Origin of the sequence: Runella zeae DSM 19591 (assembly GCF_000423565.1) — a bacterium.
Lineage (GTDB): Bacteria > Bacteroidota > Bacteroidia > Cytophagales > Spirosomataceae > Runella > Runella zeae.
Genome location: NZ_AUIF01000033.1, coordinates 88,684 through 103,583 on the forward strand (window position 1 = coordinate 88,684; position 14,900 = coordinate 103,583).

The window sequence follows — 14,900 nt, forward strand, 5'->3', positions numbered from 1 at the left end:
AGGTTAGAAAATCTTATAAATCTAACTCATTCAGGTTATTTTTGAATATTGAGTCTATTTTGATTTCGGTTCATGGGCTATCTCTGAATTTTATCCTGGAACCGCTTTCCAGCCATTTTGCACTGATCCCCATGATGCTACGCTTTTTACTATTTATTAGCTGGTACTTATCTACAGGAAATACTTTTTTGTTGGCTCAATCCGCTCATACCTTGGAAACGGTAAACCGGCAACTTGAACGCGCGGAAAAGCTTACTTCTTCCCAGCCTGAAAAAGCGTTGATTGCCGCGAAAACCGCCTTGACGCTGGCACGAAAAAACAAACTGACTCTATTCGAAGGAAAAGCCTATCAGCGGCTGGCCCGCATCTATGCCGAACGGGACGACTACGTCAGTGCCCTCGATGCGGCCAAAAACGGGCTTTCTATTTTCCATAGACTGGGCGAGCAGCGCGACGTTTGCCGCATGTACATGGCCGTGGGCGTCATTAACCGCTACCTGAAACTGTATGATGCGAGTATTGAGGCCAATCTGCAAGCCCTGAAAATAGCGGAAGCCCGACAGGATACCGCGCTGCTCGGAGCCATCTATGGCAACTTGGGAAATGTGTACTTCGACCGGAAAGACTACGACCGATCCCTACAATCAGGCTTGAAGGCTCTGAACATCCAAATGGCTCGGCGGGATAGTCAGGCGGTGGGCAACACGTTTCATAACCTGGCAAGAATTTACCGCATTCGTCGGGAGTTTGGTAAAGCCCGGGAGTTTTACAACAAATCGCTAGCCATCGACTTGAAAAAAGGCAATCAACTAAACATTGGCGGCTCTTACCTGGATTTGGCGCTGCTTTATCGGGACATGGGTGATTTTCAGCAGGCATTGCAGTATACGCAGCAGGCGCTGACCATCGCCAACCGAATCAAATCTAAAAGTCTTCAACAACAGGCTTTAGCTAATTTACCCTTGATTTACGGTGTGTTGGGCAACCCTAAAGAAGCCGTGATTGCCCTAAAGCAGTACCAAGAACTGAACGACAGTTTGCAATCAGCGGAGTTGTCCCGGCAAATCGCTGACCTACAGGCCCGATATCAGGGTGAACAGAAAGACCGCGAACTGAGTCTGCAAAAACTTCGCTTGGAAGCTCAGCAGGCATCACTAAGCCGGCAGCGTACGCTGATCATTTCATTAATTAGTTTTGTACTGCTGGGTGGACTGATTGGCTATCTGCTTTTCAATCGTTATAAACTCCGACAGCGCAACCTGAAACTTTTGCTGGAAAATGAACAATACCGGCTTTCTCAAAGCCTTCAACGCCGACAGGACATCGACGAAACAATCCACTATTTCGCCAGTTCGCTTTACGGCAAAAATACGGTGGATGAAATCCTGTGGGATGTGGCTAAAAACTGCATTGCCCGGCTGGGCTTTGTCGATTGTGTGATCTATTTGCTTAATGACGAACAAACTGCCCTGATTCAGAAAGCCGCTTATGGCAACAAGAACCCGGAAGATTATTCAATTCTGGCCCCTCTGGTGATACCACTTGGGGAAGGCATTGTAGGGAGTGTCGCACGAACAGGTAAGCCGGAAATCATCCCCGATACCACGCAAGACCCGCGCTACGTTGTGGACGACGAGGTGCGCCTCTCTGAATTATCGGTACCACTGTTGCTCCAAAACAAAGTGATTGGAGTTATTGACTCAGAACATCCTGAAAAAGGTTTTTTTAAAGAGCATCATCTGGAAGCGCTGCAAACCATTGCGGCCATCTGTAGCAGCAAAATTGCTCAGGCTATAGCCGATGAAGAGGCTAAAAAAGCCAAAATTCTACAAATTGAAGCAGATTACATCAGGCAATTAAACCGGGTTAAATCTCAGTTTTTTGCCAACATCTCGCACGAATTCCGCACCCCGCTTCAACTTATTCTGGCTCCGCTTCAAAAACGGCAGGCAATCACCCCCCAAGAAACCCAAATGATGGAGCGCAACGCCAATCGACTGCTCCGGTTAGTAAATCAACTGCTCGATCTGGCAAAGGCCGAAATGGGTATGCTTAAGCTGAACTGCCAATGGGGCAATCTGATTGGCTTCCTTCAACAAACGGCCCGCTACTTTGAACCAATGGCTGAAGCCAAGAAAATCCGCTATCAAATCTTAATGCCAACGACTGAACCGTTGATGGCCTACGACCGGGACAAACTCGAAAAGATTGTCTACAACCTATTGTCCAATGCCATCAAATTTACGCCGGTAGGCGGTCAGGTCACACTACAGGCTGAGGTAGAACCCGAAACCAGTCTCCGGCTGGTCGTGCGGGACTCGGGCATCGGTATTCCCGCATCACAGCAGGACCGCATCTTTGACCGCTTCTTTCAGATTGATTCCTCGCAAACACGTGCCTTTGAAGGGAGTGGCTTGGGATTGGCGCTGACCAAAGAATTGGTTGAACTTTACAATGGATCAATTTATGTAGAGAGTCAGCCCGGTTCGGGCAGTACCTTTGTGGTGGTGTTGCCGCCAGTCACTGATACAACGCAAAACCCCGACAGATTGGTAATACGCACTGCCGATCAGCCCCAAGGCATCGCTATGACTGTGCCCGAGCCATTGGCAGAAGAAGAGCAGGCTGACCTCAACGGGGAAGACAAGCCGACACTCCTGCTGGTGGAAGACTACCCTGAACTAAACAATTACCTCCACCTGCAACTCTCCGACCGATTCCGGGTTGTGCAGGCCCTGCGCGGGGACGAAGGTCTGCAAATGGCCCGCCGACTGGTCCCTGACCTGATTATTTCTGACGTAATGATGCCGGGGATGGACGGTTTTTCGATGACTCGTAACCTGAAGGAAGATGACCTGACCAGTCACATCCCGATTATTCTGCTAACGGCCAAAGACGATGTCGATTCCCGAAAAGAAGGGTTTAAGGGTGGGGCTGAACAGTACTTAGCCAAGCCCTTTGCCTTAGACGAACTGGTTACCCGCATCAGCAGTCTTCTCACTCAGCGCAATCTGCTGCGTAAAAAATACAGCAGGGAAGTAATGTTACAACCGACGAACGCCCCCATCCGCGACCGGGAGGCCGAGTTTCTGGAAAAAATCATCCGCCTCATCGACGAACACATAGCCGATGAGGCTTTCAGTGTAGAAGCTCTTCAGCGTGAGATGGGCATGAGTCGGATGCAATTGCACCGAAAACTGAAAGCACTGACTGACCAGTCTGCCTCTGATTTTATTCGCTGCATCCGGCTACAACGAGCCGCCGACCTCCTGCAACAGCCGGGCATTCAGATCGCCGAAGCCGCCTACATGTCGGGTTTCAACCATCTTTCCTATTTCTCAAAGTGTTTTAAAGACCAATTTGGGGTGCTTCCCTCCGAATTTGTCAGGCAAAAAGAAATAAAGAAATAAATTTAAAAATCATAAAACATTGCTAATCAGATAGTTTTTGTTAAAAACATAGTAGATGTTACATCAGTGCTATGATATGGGAGATGGGTGTCAGCCCCATGGCGAAAACCTACCCTACCTTTGCGGCAATAAAGTATTCGCCAATTACCTATAAGCAGTAGGCCATCTCATTCATAATTAACAAAAAACAAAGCCATGAAAAAACGTCTCATTCTTCTTACGACGGTAGGCTTGCGTCCTAAGCAAGCCTATGACACGGAGACAAAAATTTGTAAAACCAAAGTTCCAAAAGCTACCCCAGAACAGCAGCCAGTGGGCTGCATTTTGTACCCCGGCAGGCTCAGGTCGCTCCAAAAGGCGGGAGCTGTGGTGATGTTTTGGGTCAACTTCCAACCGGAGTAAACCACCCGACGAAATGCACGAGGCCGTACCGAATACCTGATTCGACCCTGTCAATTCCCTACACAAACTATGTTTCCCCGGAGCAGACCCCTGCGCCGGGCCAGGGAAGCCATGTATTCAATTCATTTATTTTAAACCAATAATTCTTTTAAACCAATCATTTTTCAAAATCATGCGTAAGTATTTCATACACCTTCTACCGACAGCGGGCCTTTTGTTCAGCGCCAATCAAGTTTTGGCCCAATGGCAGACGCAAAACGGCAACTTGTACGTCAACCCTCCGACCAAAGTCGGTATCGGTTTATCAAATCCGAATCGAAACTTAGACATTCACAGCACATCGGACACCTATCTACGGGTTAGTTCTCTGGGTGGGGCATCACTCGGTAGCCTAAAAGCCAGTATCGAACTGCGGAGAACCGCCAGCAATGGCACGACCAATACCTGGTCTATCAACAACGAAAACCACTTCCGCATCCGGCACGACGGAGACCTGATGTTTGCTTTGGATCCTGACGTAGCGCGGTTGGGCATAAACCTCGACAACCCGGTCGAATTCACCATCTACGGAAAAAACGTCACCAAATCGGGCAATTCAGCGGTTAATGGTGCCCTGCGCCTTCACTCGAAGGTAGGCAACAACATCCACATGCTCGCCCTCGATGGTAATCAGATCGAAAGCAGTGACCCTTTGTACCTAAACAACGATTCGGATAAGGACGTGTTGCTGGTCAATGGCGGGGGTAAGGTGAAAGTGGGCACGACCGATAATGAAGCCCGGTTTAGTATTGCTTCGGAAAGCGATATGCAGCTCAAGCTCATCAACCCCGGCACCGGTGGAGCTGCCTGGCGGATTGGGGTGGCCAATAACACTTGGAGTGCTGGGGCGGGTAAACTGGTGTTCTCCAAAACGGCCAGTTCTGACGACGCCACGATGGTAATTACGCCCGGCGGAAACGTAGGGATTGGCCTGACAAACCCTTCCAAAACCTTGCAGGTCAACGGGACTACCAGCACCAAAATCCTGGAAATTACCGGAGGGGCAGATTTGGCCGAACACTTCGACGTGATCGATGCCGAAATTCCAATGCCAGGTACCGTCGTGAGCATCGACCCCGAACAGCCCGGTAAGTTGCGAGTGGCCAAACGGGCCTACGACCCCACAGTGGCCGGTATTGTGAGCGGCGCGGGCGACGTGCAGCCAGGTATGCTGATGGGGCAGGCCGGTACCCTTGCCGGGGGACAGTACCCGGTGGCCCTCACGGGACGCGTTTACTGTCGGGTCGATGCGCAGTACGGGGCCATTCGACCGGGCGATTTGCTCACCACCTCGCCAACAACTGGCCACGCCATGAAAGCGACCGACTCCGGGAAGGCCCGGGGGGCCATCCTCGGCAAAGCCATGACTTCGCTGGAAACAGGCAAGGGCTTGGTACTGGTGTTGGTCAGTCTTCAGTAAAATTTCCAAAAAACCAGCAGAAAACATGAAATTAATCAATCTCTTGCTCATAGGATTTGTCGGTCTGTGCAGCGCGGTGGCCCAAAAGCGGGTGTCCTACGCCTTTACGCACCAGGGCATTCCACCGAAAGAGGCTCAGCTGAACATGCTGACGGAAGTCACCCAGTCTGGGAGTTCTTTCCTGCGACTCTATTTTAAGGGCACCGAATTAGGCGAAACCAGCTATCTTCTTCTGGAAGGAGCCGACGGCGCGCAACAGAAACTCCTCGCGGTGGATCTGCAAAACTGGAACTACAGTTCGGCGTACTTCAACGGCGACCGGGTAAAGGTGTCGCTCTTCGCGGCAGCAGGTGAGAAAAACACGGTGCGCGTTTCAGAAATCAAGGTCACCGACCCGCAGGCCGGACTGACTCCGAATACCCAGCGGGCGGGGGGCACGCTCGTTACGCAGCCCCAGCCGGTGGCCTCTATGGCGGGCAACATCACAGAAAACTACCCTTATGCGAAGGCCGTGGGCCGATTCACCAATGGAAGCTTGACGGGTGGCACAGGCTGGATTGCCCCCAATGGAGCTATTGTGGCAAACGATCGAGCGTACACCGAATATGTTTCAGAGGCTTCTTACGACATCATTGAATTCAACGTACCGCCTTCGGTCGGCACCACGGTTATGCATCCTTCGCCCCAAGATCAGTATCCCCTGTTAACCAGAACAGCCCCCCATTCCTTCGGACTTGACTTTAAAAACGCCGGTAATGAGTATGACAGCGGAGCCGGTTGGATGCTGTTTGACCCCCAGCCCAACGGCACCGGCCTACGACCCGGCGAACGCCAGCAGGAATACTTCCGGATTGCCAACAACCCCCGCAATTCCACCATCAATGAGCAGGGAGCCGGAAACATGTTGGTGGACATTTTCCACTACGGAGAAACCAACAGCGACTACCTGGCAGGCAGCACTACGTACCGGACCCTGCGTGTCTCGCAGACGCACCTGCTGCCCCAGAATAGCAACCTTAATCCTGTTTTTACCGACGACCGCGAGCTGTTTGTGCTGTACCAACTGCCATGGTGGGGCATCACCGACGCAGGTGCCCCCATCACCTTTGCGGGAACAAACGTGGCCATCGGCATACACGATGCCGGCAACGACCTCAATCTGGGGCACGGTCGGGGTTTCCGTGACGACGTGCTTCGGAACGAGCTGAACGACTTTTACGATCCTAACTCTGTTTACGTCGATTTTGACGGGGTGTCCAACTCCCCCACCGGCGAAATTCACAGGCCATACCTATTTGCGAGTCAGGCGGCCGGTAGCGCGCCTAACGGGGCGCAGGTGTACTTCGCTGGCGGTACATACCCCGGTGCAGTCACCTTCAATCGGGCCATGACCCTGAGGGCACCGGTCGGCACCGTCAAGATTGGAGCCAGTCCGGTCGGGGCACGCAAAGCCGCCGGATCGTCTATCCCGTCGCACTGGCAAGAAGGCGCGCCGTCGTCGTTCGACCGGGAATCGGCGGAAGACGTTCAGGTGCGGGCCTACCCCAATCCGTTTCGGGAGCAGGTCGAAATCAACTACCCCTTTGCGGAGGGCGGGGCCATATCGGTACAAATTTTCAACCTGACCGGCGTACCCGTCGCTACGCTCACCCCAAACAATGCAGCCTCAACCCAAAACGGGGTGCAATGGAACGGCACGGACCACAACGGAATGCCGGTTCCGGCCGGGCTCTATCTGGTGCAGGTCAGCAACGGAAAACAGACCTTCACGACCAAAGTGATGAAGAAGTAAGCGGTGTACGAGGGGCCGGGCCTATCCGGTTCCCTTATGCCTTTCCATGTCGAAAACCTGCGTAAGTAATTGCCTGTTAATAGTTAACCGTTAATCGTAACATACAGATTATCAACTAAATAAATCTATTTTCAGCGCAATAAATAATAGAAATTAATTTTGCGTAAGTATTTATAGTAATTTATAATGCATTATCTCAATGAATGTTGAAGTCAAAAAACTGGCACCCGATGACGTGGCGTTGTTCACCGAACTGATTGATCTATTCCGCGAGGTTTTAGAAACCGACATGGAAACGAAGGCACGGCCCGAACACCTGCAACGCCTGTTAGCCAAGCCAGATTTTATAGTTATCGTTGCCCAGTTCGTCAATCAGGTTGTGGGGGGACTAACGGCCCATGTCTTACCGCAGTATCATTCAGAAAAGCCGGTAGTTTATCTGTACGATATTGCGATTGGTGCAACCTATCAAGGGCAGGGTATCGGTACGAAATTACTAACGCAATTGAAGCATTACTGCCGCAGTCAGGGTGCAGAAGAACTGTTTGTACAGGCAGATGGGAAAGACAGTCAGGCCATTCACTTTTACCGGGCAACCGGTGGTGCTCCCATGCAGGTCATTCATTTCACCTACGCATTGAATGCATAACTCAGGCCGATTTAAACGACTGATTATCAAACTAAAAACAAAACAACAATGTATAATTTCTCCTATTTCAAAGAAAAGGATAGACAAGCGATAATAGATTTTATGGAAGAACATCCGTTTGCTTTTTTGACCGGAAGTCATTTAACAGGCACACAAGTTGCTACACAAATCCCGCTATTGATTGAAGAAAGACAGGGTGAACTGTTTTTGCAGGGACACATTATGCAAAACACGGATCACTATAAGGCTTTCGTTGAAAATCCCCATGCACTCGTTGTGTTTACAGGACCCAATACGTATGTAAGTGCTTCCTGGTACAGCAATCCACAAATAGGTTCAACATGGAATTATATGAGTGTACACATCCATGGTCAAATAAAGTTTATGCCGGACGCCGATCTGATTCGATTAATGAAAAAAATGACATTACAATTTGAAAAAGGAAACACTCAATCTCCCACGATTTATGACAACCTTCCGGATAGATTTTTAAAAAAGATGATGCCGGCCATTGCCGGTTTTGAGATGAAAGTAGATAGACTAGATACTGTTTTTAAGTTGAGCCAAAACAGAGATGAGAAAAGCTATCAAACCATTATTTCGAAACTGGAACAGCAAGGCGGCGGCAGTTCTTTAATCGCTGCTGAAATGCAAAAGCGCAAGGCAGAACTGTTTCCAGCGGGAATAGAATGGGATGAAAATAAATTTGATTCATAACTTTTAAAAACAAACGCACACAAAATGAAAACAAAAATGAAACACTTAGTGACAACATTGATTTTGGGAGTCTTTCTGACGGGTGTAGCACGCGCTCAGGCCCCCACAAAACGCCCCTTAACGAGAGAAGAGAAGCCGCAGATAGCGGTGGTCGAATTCACGCCCGGCCCCAACGCGTCGGGGATGTCGGCAGAAGCCAAGCGGCAGCTTCAGGCCAGTATCGCCTTCAGACTGATGAAAACCAACCAAGTTCACATCGTGGATGTACGGCACACGAGGGAGGCATCACAAGCCGATTTGGTCGCGGTCAATGGGGCTTCGACAGCCGCTGCCGTGCGCGTTGGCAAGCAGCTCAAGGTCAGTTATGTGCTGACGGGGACTGTCGACGAATACAACACAAACGGCTCCGCCACGCTCAAAACCCGGCTCGTTGAGGTTGCCACCGGAAAGATTAAACACGCCGACGAGCTGTCGCAGCAGAGCACCAGCAAAATGCTCACCGGCGGTGATGTTGAAATGAAGACCAAAGTATTGCTTCCTATAGTTCTAAAGCTAGCTGATACGCTCTCGGCGGAGGATCTTTGATCCTCCGTTGCAATCAGGCGCAGTCAATTCGGCTCAAGAAAAGCATAAACGAAATCAAAGTTTTGATAACTGAAGAGCTTAGTAAATAAGCCCATTATTTGGACTTTCTGAATAAAAGAGATGCTGATTATTTCATTCCTGACCACCCATTTCTACCCCAATTTCACCAATTCACGCAGGTCTTGGTTGCTCAAAATCGCCGAGCCAGGTTTCGCCGTCGGAGACGGTGAGGTTGGTCAATTCGCGTTTGTTTTGGATGAGTCGCACGCCTTAGATAATGAGCAACAGATCGGCCTCTTGCAGCAATGCCAGACTGCGACCCGGACCGTGGTAAACATGCGGTTTTAGTTCAGGCGCAAACTTGGCTATTTTTTTGGTCCAGTTGGAGAGCAGCGTCGTGGGTACCACCACCAATCCTTTGTTTTTTTGAACGCGCCTTCCTGCTTCATTTTCAGCAGGGTAGCAATTACCTCAAGGGTTTTACCCATGGAACCATCTTTTGGAAAACCGTCCCTCTTGACGATGTAGCTGTTTTTGATTAAATCAGGCCGAAAAGAACTTATTTTTAATCAATTGCTTCATTACTGACTTGATGCTGTCATTGCGGTCGCGTTCTTTATCAGGTTGCAGCAAGGTATATTCTTTCAGAATCAGTTCAAAAGTAATCGGTAGGTTGTTGGTACGTTTGTAGGCATTGATGCGGGCATTGTCAATAGCACATAAGGCATTGGTCAATTCGATGGAAAATAAAGTTTTAGGCTTAATATTGACAGTGTGAATACTTTTCTCTACTTTGACTCTTTTCTTGCCGTCTTACGGTAAGTTGGTCAAACGTTTATGAAAAAATCAATCTAAAAAAACATGAAAATTGGAATCGTTGGAGTTGGCAACATAGGTGGTGCCGTAGCCAAAATTTTTGCCAAAGCAGGTCACAGTGTTATTCTTTCTTGGTCTAGAAACCCCGAAAAATTGCAACAACTTGCCGCCGAATTGAGTCAGTATCAATCCGTAGAAGTAGGTACGCCTGCCGAAGCTGTTCAGAAGGCTGATGTGGTAGTCTTATCAGCAAAATTTGCAATCATGGATGATATGCGCAGTCAAATGGGCGACGTCACGGGCAAAATCATCATTGATACCAACAATCAATATGATATTGTATTGCCCGAAGGCAAAAGCGCCGCCCAAGAAGTACAGGAGCGTTTTGAAAGCGCTACTATCGTCAAAGCATTCAATACGCTGTATTTTGAGTTTTTACTTTCCAAAGGTTTTGCCTCTCCACGCTTCATTATTCCAATCTCTGCCGACGACGAGGCGGCCAAAGCCATTGTATCAAAACTCATTGAAGAGGTGGGCTTTGATGTGTATGATTTGGGGGGACTTGAAAATGTATTTGCGCAAGAGGTGACAGGACCTCTCTACAACAAACTCTTGACAAGAGAACAAGCTGATGCATTGCTAAATGCCTAGCTACAAACGCTACCGACGTTTCGAGCGTCGGTAGCGCGTTAGTCTTCTGATATTTTTAGATATTCTTTTCCTCTGTCTGCTTTTTGACAGTCTCCAACATTACGATTTCCCTGTTTCTCGCTGCTCAATATCCACATCGTTTGTCAGCTAAACCTCAATCTTTGGACATCCTTCAAGAGCACATAAAGCCGCAATGGCTTTGATACATATGCCAAACACTATCTTTGCCTGCGTCCTATGCAGGCTTTTGTTTTTCAGAAAAACTTAATCTATTTGCACTCATATTACCATATTCTGAGAATAAATGCCAAAATAGTGGAAAAAGATGCCAATGTATTAAAACTAATTCTTTAGAAAATACTATTTGTTTGCATTCTGTGAATTAAAAAACAATGCACCGAGATAATCTTCCCCATTTATCTCAAAAATTTTATTTTAAAGGTTAAAAGTAGATTTAAAGCCAATCTGATATTCGGATTGGCTTTTTAGTAAATAATCCTACCAGAAAGTGAGTGAGCAATACTAAGATGTTTTCTGTATAAAATCTAACTTTTCCCTACTTTTGTACATTCTATAATCTAATCATAAAACGGTGAGCATCGCACAAATAGCTGACGAAATCTTATGGCATCGCCTCAAACAAGGTGATAAAGCTGCTTTTTCGGAGCTTTTTGAACGTTATCATGCTTCTCTGACGGTTTACGGAAATTCATTAATGTCGCATCCAGAAAGAGTGCAGGATTGTGTTCAAGATGTGTTTGTGGATGTGTGGCTATATCGTCACGCGCTTAGCGAAACAGTGGTCGTCAAAGCATATCTACTTTCAAGTGTACGCAAACGAATTGCGCGTCTTTATCAGCGGGATAACGTCTTTCGACAAACCACCTCTTTGGAGTCCCTTGAGTTTTTGCTTGATTTTTCGGTAGAAGAGCAGTTGATTGCGGATGAAGAAACCGCTACCCAAGTATCACAACTCAACCGCCTTATCAACAACCTCCCTGCACGCCAAAAAGAAGCGATTTATCTTCGATTTCATCAAGGACTTAGTATTGAACAAATTGGCGAGATGTTAGATATTAATTATCAGTCGGTTACTAATTTGCTTCACCGAGCGATTCAGCATCTGCGCAAAGCATGGAAGGGCGATTTGACCCTCCTAGCCCTCTTCATTTATAGAATGCTTTAATTTTTTCAAAAAAAAATACCATAAACTGAGTATCGCCCCCAAAAGCTGTCCTCTCTGTTTCTGAAACCCTTTTTCAGATGCAAAAGCGTGACCAATACCATACCATCGAAGATTTTTTAACGGATATATCTTTTCAAAGGTGGATTCGGGAAGGAGAAAACCATGAAAATTGGGTTGAATGGAGCCTCGAAAACACACAACGGGCTAAGTTGGTAGAAGAAGCTCGTTTGTGGATTTTGGCGACTGCCGTACCTATTCCACCCAAAAATCTTACCCAAACAGCTTTACAAAATACTTGGGATAAAATACAGTTGAAGGAAAAAGAAGCGGAACCCACTTTTGCCTCTTCTTCTAATAGATTTTGGTGGTGGAGCGCGGCGGCTATTGTGATTGTGGGTTTAGGCATCGGATGGGTATTTTACCAACAAAACCAAACCAAAGAACCATTGTTGACTTACTCCGAGCTAATCAGTCAGACCGCCGAGGGACTTATCGAACAAACCAACAATACCAATAAGCCACAGCTGATTACTCTGTCAGACGGGAGTTCGGTGTTGTTGTATCCTAAGAGTAAACTGAGCTATCCCAGAAGCTTTGCGGGGAGGGAGCGTAAAGTCTTCCTTTTGGGAGAAGGATTTTTTGAAATTAGTAAAAATCCCCAAAAACCATTTTTGGTTTTCTCAAACGAAGTAGTCACCAAAGTAGTAGGAACGAGCTTTCGCATCAGGGCATTTTCAAATCAACCAAATATTGAAGTGACTGTCAAAACAGGGCAAGTCAACGTAGCGTCTAATGATTTGATAACCAAGGCAGAAAAGAAAAGTGTGACGCTACTCCCCAACGAAGGAATCCGTTTTTTGAGGCAAGCGTTGTCTTTTGAAAAAATGGCTACGCTTCCCAACAAAGATGTATCTGCGCCCTCAACCTATGAGATTGAACAAGTCAATTTTGAGTTTTCGGATACGCCCGTTTCCCAAATATTTGCCATCTTAGAAGAAGCGTATTTGCTAGAAATTAATTTCCCCGCAGAGAAGTTAAAAGACTGCTATCTTACAACTTCTCTGCAAGACCAACCTCTCCCCGAAAAACTCAAAATTATTTGTGAGAGTCTTGGCAAAAATACCCGTTATGAAATGAATGGAAATCAGATTATTATTTTATCCAATGGTTGTAACTAAACCCAAACCCAATCTGCCTATGTATTGATTATTAGAGCTTTATCTAAAAACAAAAAGCGCCGAAATGCTGCTACATATTCGACGCTCAAAGGTTTCCCCTGCTATGTTTCGTAGACATACCCTCTGTTAAGGGTAAGGGGCTTGCTTTTGCCAATACCACCGTAAATAGTACCAACTAAAACAATTCAAAAGTATGAAAAAAACATTGACCCACAAACGGTTATTGTATAGAATCGTGCAAACGTCCCTTTTACAAATCTTCATAGCTATTCTTTTTTCGGGCATTACCTTGGCAACTCCCGTCAAAGGGCAAGAAATGCTTGAACGCAAAGTATCTATTCATGTATCTGACTTACCCCTTGGGCAAGTTCTCAAATCACTCGAAAAATCGGCACAGGTTAAGTTCTCTTTTAATTCTAGGACTTTGAATTTGAATCAAAATGTTTCGGTAAATGCGACCAACGAAACACTCACCACTATTTTAACGAAAATTCTTAAACCTTTAAATATTAGCCACATACAGGTCAGCAATCGGATTGTATTAAGAAAAGAAGAATCTGCTAAAGTAGGCTTGCTAGAAGAGCCTTTACTTCCGACTATCATCTTGCCAGTGGATCAAAGTATTTCGGGTACCGTCACCGACGAAACCGGAATGGGCCTACCCGGCGTAAGTGTATTGGTGAAAGAGACGGCTTCTACTACCCGACAACGAGGCACTACTACCGACCCTAACGGAAAGTATAAAATCGATATTCCTGAAGGCGAGGTGTTTTTGGTTTTTTCTTTTGTAGGATATCTTCCACAAGAGGTTCAAGTGGGTAATCAGACTCAAATCAATGTTTCCCTCAAAGTTGATACCAAAACCCTCGACGAAGTGGTAGTAACGGCCTTTGGTATCAAACGCGAACAAAAAGCGTTGGGTTATGCTTCGCAAAAAATTGGCGGAGAACAACTTTCTTCGGTTGGGAATGCGAGTATTCAAAATTCGCTCCAAGGCAAAGCGGCGGGCGTTCAAGTACGATTGAGTAGCGGTATGCCTGGGCGTCCAGCTCAAATCAATATCCGGGGTTCTCGTTCCATTACGGGTTCCAACGAGCCTTTGTACGTCATTGATGGTTTGCCAGTAACGGCAGGGAGTCGTTCGATTGATTTTAATCCTTCAGATGTCGAATCTATGGACATACTGAAAGGCCCAGCGGCGGCGGCCTTATACGGGGTGAGAGCCTCCAATGGTGTCATTGTAATCACCACCAAAAGTGGCAAAAATGCCAGTAGAAAGCCAGTCATTACTTTTGAATCACAATTTGCCCAAGACAAAGTAAGTTTTTTGCCAAAACTTCAATACGAATATGCCCAAGGAAACAACGGGGTCTTTGACCAAAATGCGTTGTTTGCCTTTGGCCCTAAAATCAACTCTATCGGTACTTATCCCAATTTGTTGGGCGAAAGCTTCGTACCGAAATATGGATGATTTTTTTGGGGTAGGAAGTACCTTTAACAACAATCTTGAAATCGCTCAAGGTGGGAGTTTTGGTAACTATGCCATTGGGATTGGCCGAACCGACCAAACAGGAGTCATTGACAAGACGGGTTTGCAACGAACCAATGTAAAGTTTAATGGGATGATGACGCCCTTTACAAAATTTAAAATTGGGTTTTCGCTCAACTACGCTGATATCAACGTCGATGATTTTCCGGACGAAGCGGGCAATGTGGCTTTTTTCCGAACAGTGTACGAAACACCTGCTTCTTACAACTTAAAAGGCAAACCTTTTGCAACGGCTACCAATCCTTACCAACAAATTTTGTTTAGGGCGGCTCAAAACAACCCTTATTGGATTCTTGAAAACAATTTTAGAAATAGCCGCACGAGCCGCACGTATGGAAACTTATTTTTAGAATATCAGTTGGCTAAAGGCCTAAAAGCTACTTATCGGGTAGGTTTGGATAATTTTAACACTAAACTAGAGCGTTATGACGAATTGGGTACGGGTCCGACGGGGAGAACCACCCCGCCAAGCGGAGGGCAATTTGTACTTCAAAACCAACAAGAAA

At 46.9% G+C, this 14,900-nt stretch carries 13 protein-coding genes; 11 read left to right on the forward strand and 2 right to left on the reverse strand.

Going from position 1 to position 14,900, the window contains the following annotated elements; all coding sequences use genetic code 11:
* Window positions 1-41 precede the first annotated feature (41 nt).
* From G563_RS0109220 to G563_RS0109250, 7 genes are all read left to right on the forward strand, one after another.
* Window positions 42-3,410, forward strand: a complete 3,369-nt coding sequence (locus G563_RS0109220; RefSeq protein WP_229598469.1) for an ATP-binding protein — start codon at window positions 42-44, stop codon at window positions 3,408-3,410.
* Between the two features lie 195 nt (window positions 3,411-3,605).
* Window positions 3,606-3,812, forward strand: a complete 207-nt coding sequence (locus tag G563_RS0109225) for a hypothetical protein (protein ID WP_028665075.1) — start codon at window positions 3,606-3,608, stop codon at window positions 3,810-3,812.
* A gap of 172 nt (window positions 3,813-3,984) precedes the next feature.
* Complete coding sequence (locus G563_RS0109230) at window positions 3,985-5,271, forward strand: hypothetical protein (protein ID WP_028665076.1); 1,287 nt, start codon at window positions 3,985-3,987, stop codon at window positions 5,269-5,271.
* Between the two features lie 25 nt (window positions 5,272-5,296).
* Entirely contained in the window at window positions 5,297-7,063 is a 1,767-nt protein-coding gene (locus G563_RS0109235; RefSeq protein WP_028665077.1) for a T9SS type A sorting domain-containing protein, read from the forward strand.
* 199 nt (window positions 7,064-7,262) lie between these two features.
* Window positions 7,263-7,712: a GNAT family N-acetyltransferase gene (locus G563_RS0109240; protein WP_028665078.1), complete on the forward strand. Its 450-nt coding sequence runs from the start codon at window positions 7,263-7,265 to the stop codon at window positions 7,710-7,712.
* 48 nt (window positions 7,713-7,760) lie between these two features.
* Window positions 7,761-8,429 (forward strand): FMN-binding negative transcriptional regulator, encoded by a 669-nt coding sequence (locus G563_RS0109245; RefSeq protein WP_028665079.1) that lies wholly within the window; start codon window positions 7,761-7,763, stop codon window positions 8,427-8,429.
* Between the two features lie 24 nt (window positions 8,430-8,453).
* A complete protein-coding gene (locus tag G563_RS0109250) occupies window positions 8,454-9,014 on the forward strand; it encodes a hypothetical protein (RefSeq protein ID WP_028665080.1) in 561 nt (186 codons plus the stop codon).
* Between the two features lie 270 nt (window positions 9,015-9,284).
* On the opposite strand, the gene G563_RS39135 is transcribed toward G563_RS0109250, so the two are convergent.
* Window positions 9,285-9,425 carry a DEAD/DEAH box helicase family protein gene (locus G563_RS39135; protein ID WP_310586557.1) on the reverse strand — a complete coding sequence of 47 codons (141 nt, stop codon included), beginning with the start codon at window positions 9,423-9,425 and terminating at the stop codon, window positions 9,285-9,287.
* 132 nt (window positions 9,426-9,557) lie between these two features.
* Window positions 9,558-9,749 carry a hypothetical protein gene (locus G563_RS37630; RefSeq protein WP_028665082.1) on the reverse strand — a complete coding sequence of 64 codons (192 nt, stop codon included), beginning with the start codon at window positions 9,747-9,749 and terminating at the stop codon, window positions 9,558-9,560.
* Window positions 9,750-9,875: 126 nt separating this feature from the next.
* Here G563_RS37630 and G563_RS34130 point away from each other — a divergent pair, with 126 nt between their 5' ends.
* The 4 genes from G563_RS34130 to G563_RS0109285 all read left to right on the forward strand — a co-directional run bounded on the left by G563_RS34130 (window position 9,876) and on the right by G563_RS0109285 (window position 14,316).
* Window positions 9,876-10,481 (forward strand): NADPH-dependent F420 reductase, encoded by a 606-nt coding sequence (locus tag G563_RS34130; protein WP_051210848.1) that lies wholly within the window; start codon window positions 9,876-9,878, stop codon window positions 10,479-10,481.
* 592 nt (window positions 10,482-11,073) lie between these two features.
* The gene (locus G563_RS0109275) at window positions 11,074-11,667 is read left to right on the forward strand and encodes an RNA polymerase sigma factor (RefSeq protein WP_028665083.1); all 594 of its coding nucleotides are present in this window, start codon (window positions 11,074-11,076) and stop codon (window positions 11,665-11,667) included.
* Between the two features lie 77 nt (window positions 11,668-11,744).
* On the forward strand, window positions 11,745-12,845 hold the full coding sequence (locus tag G563_RS0109280; protein WP_028665084.1) for a FecR family protein: 1,101 nt from the start codon (window positions 11,745-11,747) through the stop codon (window positions 12,843-12,845).
* 193 nt (window positions 12,846-13,038) lie between these two features.
* Window positions 13,039-14,316, forward strand: a complete 1,278-nt coding sequence (locus tag G563_RS0109285; RefSeq protein WP_028665085.1) for a SusC/RagA family TonB-linked outer membrane protein — start codon at window positions 13,039-13,041, stop codon at window positions 14,314-14,316.
* Window positions 14,317-14,900 lie beyond the last annotated feature (584 nt).